17 protein-coding genes are annotated in these 23,973 nt (G+C 63.9%); 10 read left to right on the top strand and 7 right to left on the bottom strand.

What is annotated here, in order from left to right; translation table 11 throughout:
• Window positions 1–9 precede the first annotated feature (9 nt).
• The 4 genes from kdpB to HU720_RS06205 are packed head-to-tail and all read left to right on the top strand — an operon-like array spanning window position 10 to window position 6,038.
• A complete protein-coding gene (gene kdpB, locus HU720_RS06190; RefSeq protein WP_186518190.1) occupies window positions 10–2,064 on the top strand; it encodes a potassium-transporting ATPase subunit KdpB in 2,055 nt (684 codons plus the stop codon).
• 12 nt (window positions 2,065–2,076) lie between these two features.
• On the top strand, window positions 2,077–2,640 hold the full coding sequence (kdpC, locus tag HU720_RS06195) for a potassium-transporting ATPase subunit KdpC (protein WP_186518192.1): 564 nt from the start codon (window positions 2,077–2,079) through the stop codon (window positions 2,638–2,640).
• Between the two features lie 51 nt (window positions 2,641–2,691).
• Window positions 2,692–5,346 (top strand): sensor histidine kinase KdpD, encoded by a 2,655-nt coding sequence (locus HU720_RS06200; RefSeq protein WP_186518194.1) that lies wholly within the window; start codon window positions 2,692–2,694, stop codon window positions 5,344–5,346.
• A complete protein-coding gene (locus tag HU720_RS06205; protein ID WP_186518196.1) occupies window positions 5,343–6,038 on the top strand; it encodes a response regulator in 696 nt (231 codons plus the stop codon). Before HU720_RS06200 ends, HU720_RS06205 begins: the two co-directional genes overlap by 4 nt.
• Window positions 6,039–6,214: 176 nt before the next feature.
• On the opposite strand, the gene lysA is transcribed toward HU720_RS06205, so the two are convergent.
• Window positions 6,215–7,444 (bottom strand): diaminopimelate decarboxylase, encoded by a 1,230-nt coding sequence (lysA, locus tag HU720_RS06210; protein ID WP_238337647.1) that lies wholly within the window; start codon window positions 7,442–7,444, stop codon window positions 6,215–6,217.
• A gap of 282 nt (window positions 7,445–7,726) precedes the next feature.
• Between lysA and HU720_RS06215 the strand changes: the two genes are divergently transcribed.
• The 4 genes from HU720_RS06215 to HU720_RS06230 all read left to right on the top strand — a co-directional run bounded on the left by HU720_RS06215 (window position 7,727) and on the right by HU720_RS06230 (window position 14,539).
• On the top strand, window positions 7,727–8,644 hold the full coding sequence (locus HU720_RS06215) for a LysR family transcriptional regulator (protein WP_186518201.1): 918 nt from the start codon (window positions 7,727–7,729) through the stop codon (window positions 8,642–8,644).
• 279 nt (window positions 8,645–8,923) lie between these two features.
• Window positions 8,924–10,705: a GGDEF and EAL domain-containing protein gene (locus tag HU720_RS06220; protein ID WP_186518203.1), complete on the top strand. Its 1,782-nt coding sequence runs from the start codon at window positions 8,924–8,926 to the stop codon at window positions 10,703–10,705.
• 44 nt (window positions 10,706–10,749) lie between these two features.
• A complete protein-coding gene (locus HU720_RS24500; protein WP_186518205.1) occupies window positions 10,750–12,048 on the top strand; it encodes a PAS domain-containing methyl-accepting chemotaxis protein in 1,299 nt (432 codons plus the stop codon).
• Window positions 12,049–12,352: 304 nt separating this feature from the next.
• The gene (locus tag HU720_RS06230) at window positions 12,353–14,539 is read left to right on the top strand and encodes a TonB-dependent siderophore receptor (RefSeq protein WP_186518207.1); all 2,187 of its coding nucleotides are present in this window, start codon (window positions 12,353–12,355) and stop codon (window positions 14,537–14,539) included.
• Window positions 14,540–14,607: 68 nt separating this feature from the next.
• On the opposite strand, the gene HU720_RS06235 is transcribed toward HU720_RS06230, so the two are convergent.
• Window positions 14,608–15,426, bottom strand: coding sequence for a helix-turn-helix domain-containing protein (locus tag HU720_RS06235; protein WP_238337648.1), 819 nt, complete (start codon window positions 15,424–15,426; stop codon window positions 14,608–14,610).
• A 107-nt stretch (window positions 15,427–15,533) separates the two neighbouring features.
• Here HU720_RS06235 and HU720_RS06240 point away from each other — a divergent pair, with 107 nt between their 5' ends.
• Complete coding sequence (locus HU720_RS06240) at window positions 15,534–15,887, top strand: DUF2834 domain-containing protein (RefSeq protein ID WP_186518211.1); 354 nt, start codon at window positions 15,534–15,536, stop codon at window positions 15,885–15,887.
• Window positions 15,884–16,345 carry an MAPEG family protein gene (locus HU720_RS06245; RefSeq protein WP_186518213.1) on the top strand — a complete coding sequence of 154 codons (462 nt, stop codon included), beginning with the start codon at window positions 15,884–15,886 and terminating at the stop codon, window positions 16,343–16,345. The genes HU720_RS06240 and HU720_RS06245 overlap by 4 nt, the downstream gene beginning before the upstream one ends.
• A 135-nt stretch (window positions 16,346–16,480) precedes the next feature.
• Here the strand turns inward: HU720_RS06245 and HU720_RS06250 are convergent, their stop codons facing one another.
• From HU720_RS06250 to HU720_RS06270, 5 genes are read right to left on the bottom strand one after another with little or no spacing between them, the layout of a single operon-like run.
• On the bottom strand, window positions 16,481–18,082 hold the full coding sequence (locus tag HU720_RS06250; RefSeq protein ID WP_186518215.1) for an ABC transporter ATP-binding protein: 1,602 nt from the start codon (window positions 18,080–18,082) through the stop codon (window positions 16,481–16,483).
• Window position 18,083: 1 nt separating this feature from the next.
• Window positions 18,084–19,103: an ABC transporter permease gene (locus HU720_RS06255; protein ID WP_186518216.1), complete on the bottom strand. Its 1,020-nt coding sequence runs from the start codon at window positions 19,101–19,103 to the stop codon at window positions 18,084–18,086.
• Window position 19,104: 1 nt separating this feature from the next.
• Window positions 19,105–20,178 carry a microcin C ABC transporter permease YejB gene (locus HU720_RS06260; protein WP_186518217.1) on the bottom strand — a complete coding sequence of 358 codons (1,074 nt, stop codon included), beginning with the start codon at window positions 20,176–20,178 and terminating at the stop codon, window positions 19,105–19,107.
• Between the two features lies 1 nt (window position 20,179).
• Window positions 20,180–22,009: an extracellular solute-binding protein gene (locus HU720_RS06265; protein ID WP_186518218.1), complete on the bottom strand. Its 1,830-nt coding sequence runs from the start codon at window positions 22,007–22,009 to the stop codon at window positions 20,180–20,182.
• Window positions 22,006–23,835, bottom strand: a complete 1,830-nt coding sequence (locus tag HU720_RS06270) for an extracellular solute-binding protein (protein WP_202883357.1) — start codon at window positions 23,833–23,835, stop codon at window positions 22,006–22,008. Before HU720_RS06270 ends, HU720_RS06265 begins: the two co-directional genes overlap by 4 nt.
• Window positions 23,836–23,973: the final 138 nt, after the last annotated feature.

Below are 23,973 nucleotides of genomic sequence, written 5' to 3' on the forward strand. Positions count from 1 at the left end.
GAGTTGACCATGAACATGCCCATTCCTGATGTGCAAGCCGCAACCGGCGCCAAGGACCAGACCCGCTTGGCCAACCTGTGGCGCCCGGCGTTGCTGCAGGCGCTGCTCAAGCTCGACCCGCGCCAGCTCAGGCGCTCGCCGGTGATGCTGGTGGTGGCCCTGACCGCTGCGCTGACCACGCTGCTGTGCCTGGACCCGAACAGCGGCGTAAGCACTGGCGTCGCCGTGCAAATCGCCGTGTGGCTGTGGTTCACCGTGCTGTTTGCCAACTTCGCAGAGGCGCTGGCCGAAGGCCGTGGCAAGGCTCGGGCCGACAGCCTCAAGGCGGGCAGCCAGGGCCTGCAGGCCCTGCGCCGCAAGGCCGATGGCCGTTTCGAAACGGTGGCCGCCAGCCAGTTGCGCAAGGATGATGTGGTGCGGGTGGTGGCAGGCGAGATGATCCCGGCAGACGGCGAGGTGCTCGAAGGCATCGCAGCGGTCAACGAGGCCGCCATTACCGGCGAATCCGCGCCGGTTATCCGCGAATCCGGCGGCGACCGTTCGGCGGTCACCGGCAATACCCGGCTGGTCTCGGACCAGTTGTTGATTCGCGTCACCAGCAACCCCGGTGAGTCGACCCTGGACCGCATGATCGCGCTGGTCGAAGGCGCCAAGCGGCAGAAGACCCCTAACGAAATTGCCCTGGATATCCTGCTGATCGGCCTGACCCTGATCTTCCTGATCGTGGTGGTGACGCTGCAGCCGTTCGCCCACTTTGCCGGCGGCAGCCTGCCGCTGATCTTCCTGGCAGCGTTGCTGGTCACGTTGATCCCCACCACCATCGGCGGCCTGCTCTCGGCCATCGGCATTGCTGGCATGGACCGCCTGGTACGGCTTAATGTGATTGCCCGTTCTGGCCGGGCGGTGGAGGCGGCGGGTGACGTACACACGCTGCTGCTCGACAAGACCGGCACCATCACGTTTGGCAACCGGCGTTGCAGCGCGCTGCACGCTGCACCCGGTATCACCGCCAAGGAGCTGGGGGAGGGCGCGTTGCTCGCCTCGCTGGCCGATGACACTGCCGAGGGTAAATCCATCGTCGAGTTTCTGCGCCAGTTGCACGACTTTGTCGAGCCGGCCGTCGGGCAGTACGACGCCATTGCCTTCAGCGCCGAAACGCGCCTGTCGGGCATCGATCTGCACCAGCGCCGCTATCGCAAAGGTGCGGTGGATGCGGTGCTGGCTTTCGTCGGCCTGCAGCGCCTGGAAATGCCCCTGCCGCTGGCCCGAGAAGTGGAGCGCATCGCACAAAGCGGCGGCACGCCGTTGCTGGTCTGTGTCGACAAGCGCCTGCTCGGTGTGATCCACCTCAAGGATGTGGTCAAACCGGGTATTCGCGAGCGTTTTGCCGAGCTGCGCAAGCTGGGCATTCGCACTGTGATGGTCACCGGCGACAACCCGCTGACGGCGGCTGCCATTGCCGCCGAGGCTGGCGTGGATGACGTGCTGGCCGAGGCCACGCCTGAGAAAAAACTGGCGCGCATCCGCCAGGAGCAGAACGACGGCCGGCTGGTGGCGATGTGCGGCGACGGCGCCAACGATGCCCCGGCCCTGGCCCAGGCTGACGTCGGCATGGCCATGAACGATGGCACCCAGGCCGCCCGCGAGGCCGCCAACATGGTCGACCTGGACAGCGACCCGACCAAGTTGCTCGACGTGGTGCAGGTGGGCAAGGAACTGCTGGTGACACGCGGCGCGCTGACCACCTTTTCCATCGCCAACGACGTGGCCAAGTACTTCGCCATTCTGCCGGCGCTGTTCGCGGCCATCTACCCGCAATTGGGCGTGCTCAACCTGATGCACCTGGCCAGCCCGCAAAGCGCGATCCTGTCGGCCATCGTGTTCAACGCACTGATCATCATCGTGCTGATTCCGCTGGCCCTGCGCGGGGTACGCGTGCAAGCCGCAAGCGCCGCCCAACTGCTGCGGCGCAACCTGCTGATCTACGGCCTTGGCGGCATTCTGGTGCCGTTTGCCGGGATCAAGCTGATCGACGTCGTGCTCAATGCCCTGCACCTGGTCTGAAGGAGAACCATCATGACTGCTTACCTACGCCCGGCCCTGAGCCTGGTGATGCTGATGACCCTGGTCACCGGCGCGCTGTACCCGCTGGCGGTGACGGGCATCGCCCAACTGGCCTTCCCCGAGCAGGCCAACGGCAGCCTGGTGCGCGACGGCCAAGGCCAGGTGCGCGGCTCGGCGTTGATTGCACAGGGTTTCAGCGGCGATGGCTGGTTCCACCCGCGGCCCTCGGCCGGCGCGTACGCCACGGTCGCCAGCGGCGCGAGCAACCTGGGGCCGGGTAACCCGGCGCTGGCCGAGCGGGTTCGTGCCGATGCGGCAACGCTGTACCAAGCCAGCCTTGGCCCAGTGCCCCAGGCGCTGCTGACCACCTCCGCCAGCGGCCTGGACCCGCATCTGCCACCTGCGGCCATCGCCTACCAGCTGCCGCGGGTGGCGGCTGCGCGCCAGGTGCCTGAAGCGCGCTTGCAAGCGCTGGTGGATGAGGCCACCCTGCAGCCATTGGTCGGCCCGGCGGTGGTCAATGTGCTGGCGCTGAACCAGGCGTTGCAGCGCCTGGCGCCGCTGCCAGGCAACTAAGCGCCCCAGCACGTGCCCCGCGATGGCCCATACCCGACACAAGGACCCGACATGAGTAACCCCACCCGCGCCGATGCCCTGCTGGCCGGCCTGCCGCGTGCAGGCCGTGGCAGGCTTAAGGTGTTTCTCGGCGCAGCCCCTGGGGTCGGCAAGACCTTCGCCATGCTCCAGGCCGCCCATGCACAGCTGCGTCAGGGCGTGCACATATTGGTGGGTATTGTCGAAACCCATGGCCGCGCCGAAACCGAAGCCCTGCTTGGCGGCCTGCCCCAGCAACCGTTGCTGCGCAGCCAATACCGTGGCGTGCAACTTGAAGAAATGGACCTCGATGGCCTGCTCAAGGCCGCCCCTGCGTTGGTGCTGGTCGATGAGCTGGCACACAGCAATGCCCCCGGCAGCCGCCACGCCAAGCGTTGGCAGGATGTGCAGGAGTTGCTGGCCGCCGGCATCGACGTGTACACCACGGTCAACGTGCAGCATCTGGAGAGCCTCAACGACAAGGTCCGCGACATCACCGGTGTGCAAGTGCGTGAAACCCTGCCGGACTGGGTGCTGCAGGAGGCCTTCGAGCTGGTATTGATCGACCTGCCGCCACGCGAGCTGCTTGAGCGCCTGCGCGAGGGCAAGGTGTATGTGCCCGAGCAGGCCCGGGCGGCTATCGATGCCTATTTCTCCCAGACCAACCTCACCGCCTTGCGTGAGCTGGCCATGCACACCGCCGCCGCCCAGGTGGACGCCGACCTTGCCAGTGGCTACCGCCAGCGCGGCGAGGAGGCCCCGGCCCTGCGTGGCCGGCTGCTGGTGGGGATCGACGGCGACGATCAGGCCGAGCGTCTTGTGCGCCATGCCAGCCGCGTTGCCCAGCGCCGCCACTTGCCATGGAGTGTGGTGCATGTGGACAACGGCCGCCTGCGCGACGAAAGCGCCCGTCATCGCCTGCAAGCGGCTCAGCAGTTGGCCGAGCGCCTGGGCGGTGAGGTGGTGTTGCTGCGTGCCGGTGAAGTGGCACGCACGCTCATCCAGCATGCCGGCGAGCGTCGCGCCAGCCTGGTGCTGGTTGGCCAGTCCCGCGACCTGCTGCGTCGGCGCCTGTTCGGGGCTGGGGTGGCGGCGCGCTTGCTGCGCGAAAGCCATGGCCTGGAAATCAACGTGCTCGACCGCGATGCCCAGCCGCAACCTGGGCGTACTGCGGTCAGGCGCGTGTGGGTGTGGCGGCATTACCTGTTGGCGCTGATGGCAACGCTGCTGGCGGCAGGGCTGGCCTGGGCGGTTGCCAGCGTGCTGGCGCTGCCGAACATCTCCCTGGTGTTCCTGGCAGCGGTATTGCTGGTGGCGGTGCGCAGCAGCCTGGGCCCGGCGCTGGCGTGTGCAGCACTGTCGTTTCTGGCCTACGACTTTCTGTTCATCCCGCCCAACTTCTCGCTGAGTATCCAGCGCGAAGAAGACGTGCTGACCCTGGTGTTCTTCCTGTTGATGGCCGCGCTCACCGGCAACCTTGCTGCGCGGCAGCGCCGCCAGTTACAGGCGCTGTGCGAGACCCAGGCACAGACCAGCCAACTGCTCGACCTGTCGCGCCGCCTGACCGTGGCCGCTGATCGCCAGGCGGTGTTCAACGCCGCCGGCCAGCACCTGGACGGCTGGCAGGATGTGCAGGTGTGCCTGCTCGAACGCAGCGCCGATGGCTTGCTGCAGGTTGCCAGCGGCGCTGCCCCGGCGTTTACCGACAACGAACGCGCTGCCGCACAATGGGCCTGGCAGCATGGTCAGGGCGCAGGCTTTGGCAGTGACACCTTGCCCCATGGCCGCTGGTGGTGGTGGCCGTTGGCAGTGGATGAGCAGCCGTTGGCGTTGCTTGGGGTGCGCCCACGCGATGGCGCGCCGTTGGCCGCCCCCCGGCGGCGCTTGCTGATGGCGCTGGCGCAACCCTTGGCTCAGGCGTTGGCCAGGGCACGCTTGGCCGAGCAACTTGAAGCGGCGCGCCTGCGTGGCGAGACCGAGCAGCTGCGCAGCGCCTTGCTGGCTTCGGTATCCCACGACTTGCGCACGCCATTGACGGCCATGCGCGGCAGCATCGACAGCCTGCTGGCATTGGGCGACGCCATTGCGGCCGATGACCGCCGCGAGCTGCTTGAGGGCACTCGTAACGAAGCCGAGCGGCTGGACCGCTATATCCAGAACCTGCTGGACATGACCCGCCTTGGCCATGGCAGCCTCAAGCTTGCCCGTGACTGGGTGGCACCGGCCGATATCGTGGGCAGCGCACTGCAACGCCTGCGCGCCGTGCTGGCGCCGCTGCAGGTGCACACCGAGGTGCCCGCCGAGTTGCCGCTGCTGTATGTGCATGCCGCGCTGATCGAGCAAGCCTTGGTCAACGTGCTGGAGAACGCCGCACGCTTTTCGCCGGTGAACGGGCGTTTGCTCATGCAGGTGTCAGTGCACAACGACCAGTTGCATCTGGCCGTCAGCGACCAAGGCCCTGGCATCCCTGCCGAGGACCGCGAGAAAATCTTCGACATGTTCTACACCGCGGCCCGTGGCGACAGGGGCGGGCAGGGCACGGGCCTTGGCCTGGCGATCTGCCAGGGCATGATCGGCGCCCATGGCGGGCGCATTCTGGTGGGCGAGGGCATCGATGGCCAGGGCACTTGCATCACCCTATGCTTGCCGCTGCCTACTCAACCAGACGCCGAAAGTGAAATGCCATGAGCCAAGCTGCGACCCTGCTGGTGATCGACGACGAACCGCAGATCCGCAAGTTTCTGCGCATCAGCCTGGTGTCCCAAGGCTACAAGGTGCTCGAAGCCGCCACTGGCGCCGAAGGCCTGGCCCAGGCCGCGCTGGGCAAGCCGGACCTGGTGGTGCTCGACCTTGGCCTGCCGGACATGGACGGCCAGCAGGTACTGCGCGAGCTGCGCGAGTGGAGCGCGGTGCCGGTGATGGTGCTGTCGGTGCGGGCCAGCGAGGTGCAGAAGGTCGACGCGCTGGATGGCGGTGCCAACGATTACGTGACCAAGCCGTTCGGCATTCAGGAGTTCCTCGCCCGCGTTCGCGCCCTGCTGCGCCAGGTGCCACAGGCTGGCAATACCCCGGCTGCGGCCAGCTTCGGCCCGCTGCGGGTGGACTTTGCCTACCGCCGGGTGCTGCTCGACGGGGAGGAGGTGGGGCTGACACGCAAGGAATATGCGCTGCTGGCGCAATTGGCCGCGCACCCGGGACGGGTGATCACCCAGCAGCAGTTGCTCAAGGACATCTGGGGCCCGACCCATGTCGATGACACCCATTACCTGCGCATTGTGGTGGGGCACTTGCGGCAGAAACTCGGCGATGACCCCACTGCGCCTCGGTTCATCATCACCGAGGCGGGGGTGGGGTATCGGCTGGTGGCGCCGGGCGGGTAGGAAGCTCCTGGGGCAGTAGGAGCGGCCTTGTGTCGCGAACGGGCTGCGCAGCAGCCCCGAAAATTTTGCATGAGCCCGAGATCCCGGGGCTGCTGCGCAGCCCTTTCGCGACACCAGGCCGCTCCTACAGAGGCCGTGCTCAGCACAGCCTGGCTACCTGCCAATGGCAGGCTATTTCAGAGCCCCAACTCCAAGGCCAACAGCGCCTGCACACTCTGGCGACGGCGAATCATGCGCAGTGCGCCTTGCTCGATCAGAAACTCCGGCAGCAGCGGCCGGCTGTTGTAGTTCGACGACATCGACGCGCCGTAGGCCCCGGCGTCATGAATTACCAACAGGTCGCCGACCTTGGCCTGGGGCAGTTGCTGCGGGGTCAGTTCCTGATCGTCCTGGGTAAACACATCGCCCGACTCGCACAGCGGCCCTGCAACCACGGTGGCTTGCAGCGCACCGTCCAGCGGCTGGCCGTTGGCGTCGCACAGGCTCATGCGGTGGTAGGCGCCGTACATGGCCGGGCGCATCAGGTCATTGAAACCCGCATCGACCAGAATGTAATTGCGCTCGCCCATTTGCTTGACCGCACGGACCTCGGCCACCAGGTAACCGCACTCGGCCACCACATACCGGCCCGGCTCGATCTCCATGCGTACGGCATGGCCGAGCATCGCTTCGACCTCGGCCCTTGCCACCGCCCAGGTGCGGGCATAGCGCGCCAGGTCTACCGGCTGGTCGCCCTCGCGGTATGGCGTGGACAGCCCGCCGCCGATGGAAAATGCCTCGATATCCATGCCCAGCTTGCCGATCAGCCCGACCATGGCGCTGGCCACCGCTTCCAGGTGCTGGTAATCGACCCCGGAGCCGATGTGCATGTGCACGCCCACCAAGTGCAGGCCGTACTGTTTGATGCAGGCCAGCGCCTCGGGCAGCTGTTGGTGCCAGATGCCGTGCTTGCTGTTTTCACCGCCGGTGTTGGTCTTGCGGCTGTGGCCATGGCCGAAGCCTGGGTTGATGCGCAGCCACACCCGATGCCCCGGTGAGTGCTCGCCCAACTGGCGGAGCATGTCGATGGAACCCGCGTTAACCTCGATGCCAGTCTCTACCGCACGCGCCAAAGTGGGTTGATCGAGCACGTCGCAGGTCAGCACCACGCCGGCCGGCTCGCCGCCAACCTCGGCACCGGCGGCGAAGGCCCGCTCCATTTCACCCAGCGACACCGCATCGAGCTTCAGGCCGCGCTCGCGAATCAGGCGCAGCACGTGCAGGTTCGGGTTGGCTTTCTGCGCGAAACGCACCGTGTCGAAGTGCTGCAGCAACTGGTCGATGCGCTGGTTGATGATGTGGCTGTCGTAGGCCCAGAGGGGCGAGCCGTGCTGGCGAATAGCGGTGGCCAGGAGAGGGAAGGTCATCGGGGTGGTCCTTTGATGGAATGCTTCAAGCGTGATTGAAATAGCCGATTCAGAAAAATAGCTATTTTTGTTGAGGAGATTCATATCTGATATGGACTAAGCCACTGGACACACTCTGCGTGTAGCCGCAGCGGCCCTGTCGCAGGCTGGCGCCAGCTCCCACAGGGTTCTCACTCAGGCATCTCTATTACGGGCTGGCGCAGTCTTTGTAGGAGCTGGCGCCAGCCTGCGATGAGGCCAGCACAGAATGGCGCCTTCCATGACCCTTGCCGTGAGCCTCCCATGAAACTGACCCTGCGCCACCTCGAAGTATTTCGCGCCATCATGGCCGCCGGCAGCGTCACCGGTGCCGCGCGCCTGCTGTTCACCTCGCAGCCCACTGTCAGCCGTGAGCTGGCACGCATGGAGCAGGTCACGGGCCTGAACCTGTTCGAGCGCGAAGGCGGGCGCCTGGTGGCCACGGCCCAGGCCTTGCTGCTGGTGGATGAAGTCGAACGGGCCTTCATCGGCCTTGAACGCATAGACCGCTTCGCCCAGGCCATCCGCAACTTCGAGCAAGGCCGGCTGTCTGTCACCTGCCTGCCATTGTTCTCGCAAACCCTGCTGCCGCTTGCCTGCCAGCGCTTCTATCAGCAGCACAAGGGCGTCAGCGTGTGTATCACTGCGCAGGAATCGCCGCTGCTCGAGGAATCGCTGGTGGCCCAGCAGCACGACCTTGGCCTCACCGAAGTCGAACAGGTGCCGCGGGGTGCCGTGGGCGAGTTGCTGTTCAGCGCCGACATGGTCTGCGTGCTGCCCCAAGGCCATCCATTACGGGCCAAGGCGGTGCTGCAGTTGAGCGACTTCCACGAGGTCGACTTCATCAACCTTGCAAGCCTGGACACCTATCGGCAGCAACTCGACCAGCAGTTTCGGGCGGCCGGGGTAAACCGGCGCACAGTGATCGAGACCACCAGCGCAGCGTCGGTGTGTGCGATGGTACGTCAGGGCCTGGGGGTGGCGATTATCAACCCGCTCAGCGGGCTGGAGGCGGGGCAGGCTGGTCTGGTGATGCGCAGGCTGGATATTTCGGTGCCGTACCGGGTCATGCTGATCCGCCCGGAGCACCGTCCGGCGTCGGCGGTGGTGGCGCCATTCTGTACTGCGTTACGCGCCCAGGCCCAGGCAATGATGGCCTCGCTGACGCCCCCTGAACTTTGACGCGCGCGAAGCTTGTACAACTCAGGCGGCGATCAACAACCCCCTGTAGGAGCGGCCTTGCGCCGCGAAATGGCCGCAGGGCGGCCACCGATCCGAAATTCGAAGCGCGTTATCCTAATTACGATACTTGTACAAATTCCTATCCTTGTACAAATATATGCGCTACCGTTCAGCCATTACTTGCTCCATAGCGGAACCGTTTGTCTGTACACCAGTCTCATTGATAGCAAAGTGCTATATCTTCGTGCTTAACACCCTCTTCAGGGCAGGCAAAACACCATGAAAACCGCTCCCGTGCCCATCAATGAGAAAGACCGCCTGGCCCAGGTCGTCGAATGGTGTGTCGCCCAGCAAGACCAGAACCACGAACTCCAGGCGCTGGTAAAGCTTGCTTCCAGCTATTTTTCCGCGCCTATCTGCCTGGTGTCGATCGTCAGCGAATGCCAGCAATGGTTCATGGCCAGGACTGGCCTGGACAGTGCCAGCACCTCCCGCGATGTGTCGTTCTGCGCCCACACCATCCTGCAGGCCCAGCCGCTGGAGGTGCCCGATGCGTGCGAGGACCCGCGCTTTGCCGACAATCCGCTGGTAACCGGCGAGCCGGGTATCCGCTACTACTGCGGGGCGCCGCTGGTGGTCGAGCAGCGTATAGCCATCGGCAGCCTGTGCATCATCGATACCGTGCCACGCCCACCGATGGCGCCAGAGCAAAAGGCCATGCTGGTCGCGTTCGCCGACATGGTGATGAAAATCCTCGCCAGTGTGCGGCGCAGCAACTTTTTCGACCAACCGACCGGCCTGTTCAACCGGCTCAAGCTGGAGTGCGACGTCGAGGCCCATTTCGACCGCGGCCAGGCCCTGACCCTGCTGGCCATCGATATCCTGCCCGCCGCAACCTTGAACGACATCACCCAGGCGCTGGGCTACAACTTTGCCCACGACCTCACGTTGCAGGTCAAGGCGCGCATCGTTGCGCAGCTGCCTTTTAGCCAGTCGCTGTACAAGATCAGCCCGACGCGTTTTGCCACCATCGTCGACGACCCCGAACAGGTTCAGCCACTGTGTGCGGGCATTATCGAAGCGTTACAGGCGCCGGTGCAGTGCCACCAGATCCCTGTGCTGCTCGATGCCGGCATCGGCATTACCGCGCTGAGTGCGCGCAGCGATGATCGAGAAGGCCTGGAGTGGCTGCGCCGGGTGGTCAGTGCAGCGGATGCCGCACGCCGTAGCCACGGCCGCTGCGCCTTGTACCAGCCAGAGGTTGACGCCGCCCAGCGCCGCGCCTTTACCTTGCTGGCGGCGCTGACCGTGGCCTTGCAGCATGACGGCGAACTCAGCCTGCATCTGCAGCCACGCCTGCACCTTCCCGGCGGCGATTGCCGTTCGGCCGAGGCGCTATTGCGCTGGCACCACCCGGAACTGGGCGAGATCTCTCCGGCGGAGTTCATCCCTTTGGCCGAAAAGACCGCGCTGATCACCCAGATCAGCTTGTGGGTGATGCGTGCGGTGCTGCGTTTGTTGCAGCAGACCGAGATGCTGGATTTAAGCATCGGCATGAACATCACGGCCCGTGACCTTGAAAGCCCGGCTTTCATGGATGCACTGCTTGCCGAACTGCACCGCCTGGACATCAACCCGGCGCGGCTGCAGCTGGAATTCACCGAAAGCGCACTGATCGAGCAACTCGAAGAAGTGCAGCAGCAACTGCAACGTGCGCGCCTGGCCGGTATCGATATCGCCATTGACGACTTCGGCACCGGTTACAGCAACTGGGCCTACCTCAGCCGCATCCCCGCCACGCTGGTCAAGCTGGACCGCTCGCTGGTGCACAAGGGCTGCGTCGATGCCCGTGATAACCAGTTGGTGCGTTCATTGGTAGAGCTGGCCTCGCGCCTGGGCTACCGGGTGGCTGCCGAGGGCATCGAGAGTGCCGCGCAGTTGGAACAGGTGGCCGCCTGGGGCTGCCATGAGGCTCAGGGTTTTTATCTGGGCCGGCCGATGCCGGTGGCAACCTTCGTACATTGGTTTGGAGCTACCCGGCGCATAGGGTCGGTGGCCTGAACTCCCGTTTTCATTTCGATCTACCCTCCTCAAGCAGGTGTGTCATGTTCAACCGGCAATTGAAGGCCACGCTCGCTGCGCGTGAAGCCGAGCTCGTCGTTTTGCGTCAACGTCTGGCCCAGCAGGAGCAAGCCGGGATTTTTCTGTTGCTCGATGCCAGCATGCGCGTGGTTCAAGGCAACGCCGCAACTGCTGCGGCGTTGGGGCTGGCGCAAGAAGCCATGGCCGGCAAGGCATTGACGCAGTGGCTGGCGCAGCCGCACTACGGCACGCTGGCGCAAGCGCTGAGCCGCGGCGAGGTGCAGCATGGTGATTACCTGCTGCGCCACGCCGATGGCCGTGATGCCTGGCTGCGCCTGAGCTGGTACCCGCAAATGGACGCCCAGGGGCGTTTGTTGCAGGTCGTCGGCCAAGGCCGCGATGTCACCCAGGAGCTGGATGCCGGGCAGCAGAGCCAGTCGCTGCTGCAGGCGTTGCTGCGCTCCACGGCGGTGATCCAGTTCGACCTGAGCGGCAAGGTGCTCGATGCCAACCCGATCTTCCTCGCCGCCATGGGGTATCGCCTGGACCAGGTCGTGGGCAAGCACCACCGGATTTTCTGCAGCCCTGATTTCGTCAACAGCCCGGCTTACGCCGACCTGTGGCGGACGCTCAATGCCGGCCAGTACATGACCGGCCGCTTCCTGCGCTTGGACAGCCAAGGCCGTGATGTGTGGCTTGAAGCCAGCTACAACCCGGTGATCGACGCCCAGGGCCGGCTGCTGCGGGTGGTGAAATTTGCCTCGGTAGTGACCGATCAGGTGCAGCGCGAGGAGGCGGTCAAGCAGGCCGCGCAGATGGCGCTGGAGGTTTCGCAGACCACCGACACCGGTGCCAGCGAGGGCGTCGCGGTGGTGCAGCAGGTCGAGCAGACCATGCAGGCGGTCAGCGCCCAGCTGCATTCGGCGGGGACCACCATCGATGCGCTGGGCAAGCAATCGGTGGTGATCAGTTCGATCGTGCAGACCATTGGCGGCATCGCCGCGCAAACTAACCTGCTGGCGCTCAACGCCGCCATTGAAGCGGCGCGTGCCGGGGAGCAGGGCCGAGGTTTTGCGGTTGTCGCCGACGAAGTGCGCCAACTGGCCGCGCGAACCAGCAGCGCGACCGAGGAAATCGTCGCGGTGGTTGCGCATAACCAGACCCTGGCCAACCAGGCGGTGAACGAGATCGAAAGCAGCCGCGGGCAAGCGGCCCATGGCCTGCAACTGGCCACCCAGGCCGGCGGTGCAATTGGCGCGATCCAGTCTGGGGCGCGGCGCGTGGTCGAGGCGGTGGGCCGGGTGAGCCAGGACCTCGCGTGACAGGTGTGGCCCGCCCGGGCCAGTGAAAAACCATTGGGCTCGCTTTGCGAACCACCGCGAAGGGGCGCAATGCGGCCCCATGGCCCTGACTGACAGACATCAGGGCCAGGCCGCTATCAGGCCAACCCAGCACATCCGTCCAATACCTCTCAGCGCGGTCGTCGTAGCCTACCCGCTGCATGCGGGCTCAAGACCGGTGGATACCCAAACGAGGTGATGGGTAACCACTTGAATGATGTTTGTAATTGATATGCGTTAACATTCGCAATCTCGTACACCCATCCTTCAAGTCAGGAAATCCCCCATGGTCTCCCGCTTCCCCTCCCGTCCAGCATTGCTGGCGCTTTGCTGTTCCCTAACGCTTGTGGCGCACGCCGCCGAACCCATCCAACTGGACGCCACCGACATCAACGCGGATGCGGTCAAAGCAACGACCGACGCGCTGCCCGAGGCGTTCGCCGGCGGCCAGGTGGCCCGCGGTGGCCAGATGGGCGTGCTGGGTAATCAGGACAACATGGACGTCCCGTTCAGCATGACCAGTTACACCTCCAAGGTTATCGAGGACCAACAGGCCGAAGATATCGGCGATGTGCTCGCCAATGACCCCTCGGTGCGGGAGTCGTTCGGTTTCGGCAACCAGTCCAAGGTTTTTGTCATCCGTGGGCTGCCACTCAGTGGCGACGACATTTCCTTCAACGGCCTGTATGGCATTCTGCCGCGTCAGATCATGTCCACCGACGGCGCGGAGCGGGTCGAGGTATTCAAAGGCCCGAACGCTTTTCTCAATGGCGTCAGCCCGACCGGTTCCGGGCTGGGCGGCAACGTCAATCTGCGCTCAAAACGCGCCGAAGATCTCCCTACCCGGCGTTACACCCAGGACATCAGCAGCGACGGGCGCGTCGGGGAACACCTGGATATCGGCCAGCGGTTCGGGCAAGACAACCGCTTTGGTGCCCGCCTGAACCTGAGCCAGCGCGAGGGCGAAACGGCCGTCGATGACCAGGATCAGCGCACCAAGTTGTTTGTCGCGGGGCTTGATTACCGGGGCGATGCTTTGCGTTTGTCCACTGACTTCGGGTACCAGAAACAGCGTATCAACCACTTGCGCAACTCTGTGCGTCCAGGTAGCGCGACCCGCGTGCCAACGGCGCCAGACGCCGATCACAACTATGGCCAGAACTGGAGCTACAGCGAGTCCGAAGATACCTTCGGCATGGTCCGGGGCGAGTGGGACCTCAACGAAAGCTGGACGGCCTACTTGGCAGGTGGCGCTCGTCACACCCGCGAGCAGGGGACCTACGGCACGCCAGTTCTGGTGGGCAACAGTGGCGCGGCCAACATCACCCCGTCCGACATCGTCCACGGGGAGGACAATACAAGCTTCAGTACCGGCCTGAACGGCCGCGTGCAGACCGGCCCGCTCAGCCATCAGATCGCTGTGGGCGCCACGACCATGTGGACCCAGGCGCAAAACGCATACGTGTTCTATGGCGCTCGCGGGACCAACATCTATGACACCTCGCCAATTGCCAAACCCACTGCACCTACGAGTTGGGGTGGCGATATGGGCGACCCGGGCGTAACCGGCAAGACCCGCAACCGCAGCATTGCAATCTCCGACACCGTTGGCCTTTTCGACGACCGCCTGCTGTTGACCTACGGCGTGCGCCGCCAGCAACTGCGCGTGGAGAACTACTTCTACGATGGCACCTGGCCGGTCTCTGCGACCCGGCCTTTTCGAGATGGCAGCCGCAACGGCGAGGCATACGACAAGGGCGTCACGACGCCTGTGTACGGCATCGTGTTCAAGGCAAGTGACAGCGTCTCGCTGTACGCCAACCGTATAGAAGGTCTGGCCCAGGGGCCGACGGCACCGGCTACTGCCGATAACGCAGGCACCATGTTCCCGCCGGGCAGGACCAAGCAGCTCGAGGCCGGTATCAAACTCGACAAGCAAACCTACGGCGCCAATCTGGCGGTGTTCCGCATCGAGAAACCTTCCGACGGCTACACCCAAGGCACCACCTACATTCGCGATGGCGAACAGGTCAACAAGGGTATCGAGCTCAGCGTCTTCGGCGAACCTGCCGAGGGGCTGCGCCTGATGGCCGGCGGTACCCGCATGGCTTCTGAGCAGAAAAAGACCCTGAACGGGGCCAATGATGGCAACCACGCCATCGGCGTTCCGACCTTCCAACTTAATGCCAGCGTCGATTGGGATGTGCCGGGTGTACCGGGGCTTGCGCTGAACGCCCGTATGCTGCGAACCGGCGGGCAATTCGTCGATGCTGCCAACAACCTCAGCCTGCCAACCTGGAACCGCTTCGATGCCGGGGCTCGTTACAAGCTGAAGGTCTCGGACAAGGACCTGACGTTGCGAGTGAATGTCGAAAACCTCACTGACAAGAACTACTGGGCCTCGGCCAACGGTGGCTACATGACCCAGGGCGACCCGCGTCTGGTGAAGTTCTCGGGCACTATCGACTTCTGAGCTGGCGGCGCCCGTGCTGAACCACCGAGTCAGCGGTGCACGGGTTATCTACAACTGCGCCGCCCTACTCAAGACTGGCCTGACTGCCAGCCTTCATAAGCTGTGCGCATGGCGTGCCAGGTGTCGTCGTCCGCTGGCAGCAGATGCTCGATGCGCAGTGAGGCAACGGTGATGTCCAGCGGCATGCCGAAGGTTGTAAAGGTGGATAGAAACCGCAACTCAGAGCCACCGACGCGAACCTTGGTCAACACAACCGGTGCCAACTGCCCATCCGCCGCTACCGCAGTCGGCACCGGCAAACCTTTGAGTCGGTCTGTCAGTTCAGCGTTGCCCAACGCCTCCCTGGCTGCTCGCTGCCAAGCAATAGCGCGAATCTCATCGGCGTTCACCAGGTGGTCGCCCAGCCCGCCTGGGCGCAGCAGCGTGTCCAGCAAGTTCAACCCCTCATGGCCGTTTGCTGGCACGCCGGCCATGGCGAACAGCAAGCCAGCGCTGGTATTGGCGGCGATGATGTCCCAGTTGCTGGCGATGACGATGGCTGGCGCGGGGTTGTTGGCCTGGAGGATATGCCGCACCGCGTCGTTGACCATCTTCAGTGCCGGGGCGTCGGGCGCGCAGGCGCCATAGCGCGGTGCGTAGCCTGCGGCGAGGAACACTGCGTTGCATTGCTCCAGTGGCACTTGCAGGGCGCTGAGCAGCGCATGCAGGGTGCTCGGGCTGGCCTTGGCGCGGCCGGTTTCCACGCAGCTCAGGTGGCGCTGTGACACGCCGGCAAGCAGCGCCAGGTCCATTTGGCTGAGCCGGGCTTGCTGGCGCAGTCGGCGCAGGTGCTCGCCCGCTTCGGTCGCGGCAGGCGGGTGCGCAGGATGAAAGGGGAGAGTGCTCATGCTTCGACTCTGGCTGTCCTTGGGGGAAGCGTCCATGACCTGTGAGGTCATTGAGGCGGGGGAAACTCTACCACTAGTGTGCGGGGAGGTTGGCCAAGGAGGCGAGCATGAACGATGGCACGGCAACAGAAAACCTCAGGCGGTATTCGGCAGGGCGCTGGCTGGCGTTGTTGGCACTGCTTGGGTTCGCAGCTTATACCGGCTGGACGATGCTGAGCGCCCAGCAGTCGCTGGTCGCTTTCGGCCTGGAACTGATGGCCCGGCCCGACACGGCGCAGGTTGTGATCGACCTGTATGTGATGGCCGGGTTGGGCTGCATGTGGATGGTGAGCGACCATCGTGCCCGGGGCGGGTCTTGGGTTGGCGTGCTGCCATACCTGGCGCTGACGGCGGTGTTCGTTTCGATGGGGCCGCTGTTGTACATCGTGGTCAAGGGCTTTGCCCGCAGGGATGCAGCATGAGTTTGGCCATGGCGATGTACGCGGGGTGTGTGGTGCTGTTGATGATCAAGATGCTGGCGATTTCTTGTTATCAGGGGTATTTCCGCATGCGGTTCCGGGCGTTTGTGAATGTGGAGGATGCGGCGGTTTTTGGCCGACCTGCGCTGGCTGTGGAGCGGCCTGAGGTGATCCGCGGCATGCAGGCTTGGCGCAATGATCTGGAGAACATCCCGCTGTTCATGGCGTTGGGTGGGCTGGCGGTTGCGTTGCACGTGCCTGGGGTGGCCACGGCCTGGATTTGTGGTGTGTTCACGGTTGCGCGGGTGCTGCATACCGTGACCTATCTCGCTGGGCTACAACCTTGGCGGACGCTAAGTTACGCGATTGGGGTGGCGTGCTTGATCGGGTTGGGTGGGCTGGTGGGCGATGAGGTCACCACAAGCCTGTACCACCATGGAATGTCCCGCCTCCCCCTGTAGGAGCGGCCTTGTGTCGCGAAAGGGCTGCGTAGCAGCCCCGGCGATATGAGGGTGGAGCGCAAAACCTGGGGGCGCTTCGCACCCCTTTCGCGACACAAGGCCGCTCCTACAGGCCGGTTGACTAGTATCTCAAACTCAGGAAGCGCACAAGAACGCCGCCTCCAGCAACTGCCGGGTATACCCCGCCTGAGGCGCCCTGAATATCTCCCCGGCATCACCTTGCTCGACAACCTGCCCCTGCTTGATCACCATCAACTGATGGCTCAATGCTTTGACCACCGCCAGGTCATGGCTGATGAACAGATAGGTCAGGTTGTACTTCACCTGCAAGTTGCGCAGCAGCTCTACCACCTGCCGCTGTACCGTGCGGTCCAGCGCCGAGGTGGGTTCGTCCAGCAGAATCAGCGCAGGTTTCAACACCAACGCCCGGGCAATGGCAATGCGCTGGCGCTGGCCGCCGGAGAATTCGTGGGGGTAACGATGCCGGCTCTTCGGGTCCAGCCCCACTTCCTCCAGCGCGGCAATAATCGCCGCCTCCTGCTCTTCGGGCGTGCCGATCTTGTGAATCCGCAAGCCCTCGCCGACGATATCCGCCACGCACATGCGCGGGCTCAAACTGCCGAAGGGGTCCTGGAACACCACCTGCATTTCACGGCGCAGGGGCCGCACTTCTTTCTGGTTCAAACCCTCCAGCGCCTGGCCATGGAAGCGAATGCCGCCCTGGCTTGCAATCAGCCGCAGGATGGCCAGGCCCAAGGTGGATTTGCCTGAGCCGCTTTCACCGACGATACCCAAGGTCTGGCCTTGGGGCAGGCTGAAGTTGATGCCGTCCACCGCCTTCACATGGTCCACGGTACGGCGCAGCAGGCCTTTCTTGATCGGGAACCACACCTTCAGGTCCTTGACCTCCAGCAGCGGCGCGCCTTGCGGGTTGGCAGCCGGGGCACCGCTGGGTTCGGCGTTGATCAGCATTTGCGTGTACGGGTGCTGCGGCGCGCTGAACAGCGTGGCGCAATCGGCTTGTTCGACTATTTTGCCGCTTTGCATTACGCACACACGGTGGGCGATGCGGCGTACCAAGTTAAGGTCGTGGCTGATCAGCAACAGGGCCATGCCCAGGCGTGCCTGCAGTTCCTTGAGCAGGTCGAGAATCTTCAACTGCACGGTCACGTCGAGCGCGGTGGTGGGCTCGTCGGCAATCAGCAGTTCAGGCTCGTTGGCCAGCGCCATGGCGATCATCACCCGCTGCCGCTGGCCGCCGGACAGCTCATGGGGCAGGGCCTTGAGGCGTTTATGCGGCTCAGGGATACCCACCAGATCGAGCAGTTCGAGCGTGCGCGCGGTGGCTTGCTTGCCGGTCAGGCCTTTGTGCAGCAACAGAATCTCGTTGATCTGCTTTTCAATGCTGTGCAGCGGGTTCAGCGAGGTCATCGGCTCCTGGAAGATCATCGCAATACGGTTGCCGCGGATACGCTGCATAGGCTTCTCGCCGAGTTGTAGCAGGTCCTTGCCTTCGTACTGGATGCTGCCGCTCGGGTGGCGCGCCAGCGGGTAGGGCAGCAGGCGCAGGATCGAGTGCGCCGTCACCGACTTGCCCGAGCCACTTTCGCCCACCAATGCCAGGGTTTCGCCTTTGCGGATGTCGAAGCTGATGCCGTCGACCACGCGGTTGACTTGGTCGCCGGTGACGAACTCCACTGCCAGGTCGCGCACTTCGATCAGGGTACTTTGGCTCATGTCATTTCCTCGGGTCGAAGGCATCGCGGGCGGACTCGCCGATGAATACCAGCAGGCTCAGCATCACTGCCAGTACGGCGAAGGCGCTGATGCCCAGCCACGGGGCTTGCAGGTTGGACTTGCCTTGGGCAACCAGCTCGCCCAGCGACGGCGAACCTGCCGGCAGGCCGAAGCCAAGGAAGTCCAGGGCGGTCAGGGTGCCGATGGCGCCGGTCAGGATGAACGGCATGAACGTCATGGTCGAAATCATCGCGTTGGGCAGGATGTGCCGGTACATGATTGCGCCATTGCGCATGCCAAGGGCGCGCGCCGCGCGCACGTACTCAAGGTTGCGCCCCCGCAAAAACTCGGCGCGCACGACGTCCACGAGGCTCATCCACGAGAACAGCAGCATGATGCCCAGCAACCACCAGAAATTCGGCTGTACGAAGCTTGCCAGGATGATCAGCAGGTACAGCACCGGGAGCCCCGACCAGATCTCCAGAAAGCGCTGCCCGGCAAGGTCTACCCAGCCGCCATAGAAGCCCTGCAGGGCGCCGGCAATCACGCCGATGATGGAGCTTGCGATCGTCAGCGTCAGGGCGAACAACACCGAGACGCGGAAGCCGTAGATCACCCGTGCCAGCACATCGCGGCCCTGGTCGTCGGTACCCAGCAGGTTATCTGCCGAGGGCGGCGCGGGTGCCGGGACTTTCAGGTCGTAGTTGATGCTCTGGTAGCTGAACGGGATCGGCGCCCACAGCACGAAGGCGTCTTTTTTCGCCAGCAGTTCGCGGATGTACGGGCTCTTGTAGTTGGCCTCCAGCGGGAACTCGCCGCCGAAGGTGGTCTCGGGGTAGCGCTTGAATGCCGGGAAATACCATTCGCCGTCATAGCGCACCGCCACGGGTTTGTCGTTGGCGATAAGCTCGGCACCCAGGCTCAGGCCGAACAGTACGATGAACAGCCACAGCGACCACCAGCCGCGACGGTTGGCCTTGAAACGCTCGAAGCGCCGGCGGTTGAGGGGGGAGAGGGCCATGTCAGTGCTCCCGGCTGGAGAAGTCGATACGCGGATCGACCAAGGTGTAGGTAAGGTCGCCGATCAGCTTCACCACCAACCCCAGCAGGGTGAAGATGAACAAGGTGCCGAACACCACCGGGTAATCGCGGTTGATCGCCGCCTCGAAACTCATCAGGCCCAGGCCGTCGAGTGAGAAAATCACCTCGATCAGCAGCGAGCCGGTAAAGAAGATGCCGATGAACGCCGACGGGAACCCAGCGATCACCAGCAGCATGGCGTTGCGGAATACATGGCCATACAGCACCCGGTTGCGGCTCAGGCCCTTGGCCTTTGCGGTGACCACGTACTGCTTGTTGATCTCGTCGAGGAAGCTGTTTTTGGTCAGCAGGGTCATGGTGGCGAAGTTACCGATCACCAGCGCGGTGATCGGCAGCACCAGGTGCCAGAAGTAGTCCAGCACCTTGCCGGTGGTGGACAGCTCGTCGAAGTTGTTGGAGGTGAGCCCGCGCAACGGGAACCAGTCGAAATAGCTGCCGCCGGCAAACAGCACGATCAGCAGGATGGCGAACAGGAACGCCGGGATGGCATAGCCGACGACGATGGCGGAACTGGTCCACACATCGAAATGGCTGCCGTGGCGCACGGCCTTGGCGATCCCCAGCGGGATCGACACCAGGTACATGATCAGCGTGCTCCACAGCCCGAGGGAAATCGACACGGGCATTTTCTCGACGATCAGGTCGATGACCTTGGCATCGCGAAAGAAGCTGTCGCCAAAGTCCAGCTGGGCGTAGTTCTTGACCATGATCCACAGGCGCTCGGGGGCGGACTTGTCGAAGCCGTACATGCGCTCGATTTCCGCCACCAGCGCCGGGTCCAGGCCTTGGGCGCCGCGGTAGTTGGAGCCGGCCACCGACACTTCGGCGCCGCCACCGGCAATGCGGCTGGTGGCGCCGTCGAAGCCTTCGAGCTTGGCGATCATCTGCTCCACCGGCCCGCCGGGGGCGGCCTGGACGATGATGAAGTTGATCACCAGGATGCCGAACAAGGTCGGAATGATCAGCAGCAGGCGGCGCAGGATGTAGGCCAGCATGTCAGTTGGCCTCGCCGACTGGGGCTGCGCTTGGCGCCGGGGTGACATCGGGCTTTACCCACCAGGTGTCGATGCCAACGTCGTACTTGGGCGACTTCTGCGGGTGGCCGATGTGGTTCCAGTAGGCCACGCGGTTGGTCTTGATGTGCCAGTTGGGCACCACGTAGTAGCCCCATTGCAGCACCCGGTCGAGGGCGCGGCAGTGGTCGATCAGGCTCTGGCGCGAATCGGCGTTGATCAACTGTTCGACCAGCTGGTCGATGGCGGGGTCGCGCAGGCCGATGAAGTTGCGGCTACCGGGGTTGTCGGCGGCAGAACTGGACCAGAACTCGCGCTGCTCGTTGCCCGGCGAGTTGGATTGCGGGAAGCCGCTGACGATCATGTCGAAGTCGCGCGAACGCAGGCGGTTGATGTACTGCGAGACATCCACGCGGCGGATATCAAGGCCGATGCCCAGGTCTGCCAGGTTGCGCTTGAACGGCAGCAGTACGCGCTCGAACTGGGTTTGCGCGAGCAAGAACTCGATGTTCACCGGCTTGCCGTCCTTGTCGACCATCTTGTCGTCGACGATCTTCCAGCCCGCCTCTTGCAGCAGCTTGTAGGCCTGGCGCTGGTGCTCGCGGATCATGCCACTGGCGTCAGTGACCGGGTTGTGGAAGGCTTCGCTGAACACCTGGTCGGGGACCTTGCCGCGCAGCGGTTCGAGGATTTTCAGCTCGGCCGGCGAGGGCAGCCCGCGGGCGGCCATTTCGGAGTTCTCGAAGTAACTGCCGGTGCGGATGTAGGCACCATTGAACAGTTGCTTGTTGGTCCATTCGAAGTCGAACAAAAGGCTCAGCGCCTGGCGTACCCGCACATCCTGGAACACCGGTTTGCGCAGGTTGAAAATGAAGCCTTGCATGCCCACCGGGTTGCCGTTAGGCAGCTCTTCCTTGATCAGCCGGCCCTCGCGCACGGCGGGGGTATTGTAGGCCGTCGCCCAGTTCTTCGCGCTGACCTCAAGTTCATAGTCGAAAGCGCCGGCCTTGAGCGCTTCAAGCGCCACGTTGTTGTCGCGATAGACATCGAACGTCATGGCATCGAAGTTGTAGAAGCCGCGATTGATCGGCAGATCCTTGCCCCAGTAGTCCTTGACCCGCTCGTAGCGGATCGAGCGCCCAGCCTTCACTTCGGCGACTTTATACGGGCCACTGCCCAGCGGGATTTCCAAGTTGCCACGGGTGAACTCGCGGTTTGCATACCAGTGTTTGGGCAGCACCGGCAGTTGCCCGAGAATCAGCGGCAGCTCGCGGTTGTTCTTGTGCTTGAACTTGAACAGCACCTTGAGCGGGTCTTCGGCCAGCACTTCGGACACGTCGGCGTAATACTGACGGTACAGCGGCGCGCCGTCCTTGATCAGGGTGTTGAAGGTGAACACCACGTCTTCGGCGCGCAGCGCGTGGCCGTCGTGAAAGCGGGCTTCGGGGCGCAGGTAGAAGCGCACCCAGCTGTTGTCGGGGGCCTTTTCGATCTTGCTGGCCACCAGCCCGTACTCGGTGAACGGCTCGTCCAGGCTCTGGCGCATCAGGGTGTCGTAGATGATGCTGAGGTTGTCTGCGGCCACGCCTTTGTTGATGAACGGGTTAAGGCTGTCGAAGCCACCGAAGCTTGCCTGGCGGAAGGTGCCGCCCTTGGGCGCGTCGGGGTTCACGAAGTCGAAATGCTTGAAGTTGGCCGGGTATTTCGGCGCCTCGTCATACAGGGTCAGCGCGTGTTGCGGGGCCGCCAGGGTGGGCAGGCTGATACAGGCAAGCAGCAGGCTGGCGGTTAGCGTGCGCAGCGTCGAGGTCATTGGGCTTTCTCCGAAGGCTTGATCCACCAGCTGTTCAGCCCGAGGGTGTAGGGCGGGGTGGCGACGAAGCCGAAGCGGTTGCGGTAGGCCAGGCGGTGGTTGTCCAGGTACCAGTTGGGAATCATGTAGTTGTGCCACGACAGTACCCGGTCCAGGGCCCGTGCGGCGGCCACCTGGTCGTCACGGGTGCGCGCAGCCAGCAAGGTGTCGAGCAGGTGGTCGACCACGGGGTCGTCAATGCCTGCGTAGTTTTTGCTGCCTTTGACGGCGGCCTGGCTTGAGTGGAAATACAGCCACTGCTCAAGGCCCGGGCTCAGGGTCTGGTTGAGGGTCATCAGAATCATGTCGAAATCGAACTGGTCGAGGCGTTGTTTGTACTGGGCACGGTCGACGGTGCGCAGGCGCGCGTCGATGCCGATGCTGCCGAGGTTTTCGACATACGGTTGCAGGATGCGTTCGAGGTTCGGGTTCACCAGCAGCAACTCGAGGGTGAACGGCTTGCCGTTGCTGTCGACAAGGCGCTGGCCGTTGAGTTTCCAGCCGGCCTCGGCCAGCAGCGCCAGGGCCTTGCGCAGGGTCGCGCGGCTGACGCCGCTGCCATCGGTGTGGCTGACCTGGTAGGGCTCGGTGAACAGCGCCGGGGGCAGTTGGTCACGGAACGGCTTGAGCAGCAGCCACTCCTTGCCGGTGGGCAGGCCGCTGGCGGTGAACTCGCTGTTCGGGTAGTAGCTGGTGGCCCGCCGGTAGGCGCCGTTGAACAGCGCGCGGTTGGCCCATTCGAAGTCGAGCATCAGGCCCAGCGCCTGGCGCACGCGCGGGTCATGGAAGGCCGCGCGGCGGCTGTTCATGAACAGGCCCTGGGTCTGGGTGGGGATCTGGTGCGGGATCTGCGCCTTGATTACTTCGCCACGGCGAATGGCCGGGAAGTTATAGCCATTGGCCCAGTTCTTGGCCTGGTGCTCGATGTAGATGTCGAACTCGCCGGCCTTGAACGCTTCGAAGGCCACCGTGGCGTCACGGTAGAACTCGTACTCGACACGCTTGAAGTTGTATTTGCCGCGGTTGACCGCCAGGTCCTTGCCCCAGTAGTTCTTCACCCGCTCGAACACCACGCGCCGGCCTGGCTGCACCTCGGTGATGCGGTACGGGCCGCTGCCCAGCGGTGGTTCGAAGGTAGTGGCCTTGAAATCGCGCTTTTGCCAGTAGTGCTTGGGCAGCACCGGCATTTCGCCCAGGCGCAGGATCAACAGCGGGTTGCCGGCGCGTTTGAACACGAAGCGGATGCGCAGGGGGCCGAGAATATCGACCCGCTGCACTTCCTGCAGGTTGGTGCGATACAGCGGGTGGCCGTCTTTGAGCAGGGTACGGTAGCTGAACGCGACGTCAGCCGAGGTGATCGGCGTGCCATCGTGAAAGCGTGCTTCGGGGCGCAGGTTGAACACCACCCAGCTGCGGTCTTCGCTGTACTCGACCGAACGGGCGATCAGGCCGTAGCTTGAGGTCGGCTCATCACCTGAGGGGTCGTACATGCCGGTACCGACCATCAGTGGCTCGTTCAGCTCATTGATGCCGTACTGCAGGAAATTAGGCGTGGTGACCGGGCTTGAACCCTTGAACGTGTAAGGGTTGAGCGTGTCGAAGGTGCCGAACGCCATGGCCCGCAAGGTACCGCCCTTGGGCGCTTGCGGGTTGACCCAATCGAAATGGGTGAAGGTGGCCGGGTACTTGAGCGTGCCGAATTGCGCGTATCCGTGGCTTTCGCTCACCATCGCGACGGCGGGGAAGCTCAAGGCCAGGCTGAGAGACAGCAGGAGGGGACGTATCAAGTCGGCATCCGATCCAGGGGCATTGGGCTTGGGTCGGAGTACAGTAACAGCTTGTCTGGGTTGGAAAAAGAGTGCCGGCAAGCGTTTCGCTGCAAGGGCTTGGGTGTCGATTCTAACCTCACGCGGTCAGCGTGTAGG

Source organism: Pseudomonas sp. SWRI51 (assembly GCF_014268825.1).
Lineage (GTDB): Bacteria > Pseudomonadota > Gammaproteobacteria > Pseudomonadales > Pseudomonadaceae > Aquipseudomonas > Aquipseudomonas farsensis.

Bases quoted from the DNA above. Each gene is read 5' to 3' on its own strand.
- lysA (WP_238337647.1), bottom strand. From the start codon at position 7,444: ATGACCTTCCCTCTCCTGGCCACCGCTATTCGCCAGCACGGCTCGCCC.
- HU720_RS06265 (WP_186518218.1), bottom strand. From the start codon at position 22,009: ATGACCTCGACGCTGCGCACGCTAACCGCCAGCCTGCTGCTTGCCTGT.
- HU720_RS06260 (WP_186518217.1), bottom strand. From the start codon at position 20,178: ATGCTGGCCTACATCCTGCGCCGCCTGCTGCTGATCATTCCGACCTTG.
- HU720_RS06255 (WP_186518216.1), bottom strand. From the start codon at position 19,103: ATGGCCCTCTCCCCCCTCAACCGCCGGCGCTTCGAGCGTTTCAAGGCC.
- HU720_RS24500 (WP_186518205.1), top strand. From the start codon at position 10,750: ATGTTCAACCGGCAATTGAAGGCCACGCTCGCTGCGCGTGAAGCCGAG.
- kdpB (WP_186518190.1), top strand. From the start codon at position 10: ATGAACATGCCCATTCCTGATGTGCAAGCCGCAACCGGCGCCAAGGAC.
- HU720_RS06230 (WP_186518207.1), top strand. From the start codon at position 12,353: ATGGTCTCCCGCTTCCCCTCCCGTCCAGCATTGCTGGCGCTTTGCTGT.
- HU720_RS06205 (WP_186518196.1), top strand. From the start codon at position 5,343: ATGAGCCAAGCTGCGACCCTGCTGGTGATCGACGACGAACCGCAGATC.
- HU720_RS06240 (WP_186518211.1), top strand. From the start codon at position 15,534: ATGAACGATGGCACGGCAACAGAAAACCTCAGGCGGTATTCGGCAGGG.
- HU720_RS06215 (WP_186518201.1), top strand. From the start codon at position 7,727: ATGAAACTGACCCTGCGCCACCTCGAAGTATTTCGCGCCATCATGGCC.
- HU720_RS06235 (WP_238337648.1), bottom strand. From the start codon at position 15,426: ATGAGCACTCTCCCCTTTCATCCTGCGCACCCGCCTGCCGCGACCGAA.
- HU720_RS06220 (WP_186518203.1), top strand. From the start codon at position 8,924: ATGAAAACCGCTCCCGTGCCCATCAATGAGAAAGACCGCCTGGCCCAG.
- HU720_RS06250 (WP_186518215.1), bottom strand. From the start codon at position 18,082: ATGAGCCAAAGTACCCTGATCGAAGTGCGCGACCTGGCAGTGGAGTTC.
- kdpC (WP_186518192.1), top strand. From the start codon at position 2,077: ATGACTGCTTACCTACGCCCGGCCCTGAGCCTGGTGATGCTGATGACC.
- HU720_RS06200 (WP_186518194.1), top strand. From the start codon at position 2,692: ATGAGTAACCCCACCCGCGCCGATGCCCTGCTGGCCGGCCTGCCGCGT.
- HU720_RS06245 (WP_186518213.1), top strand. From the start codon at position 15,884: ATGAGTTTGGCCATGGCGATGTACGCGGGGTGTGTGGTGCTGTTGATG.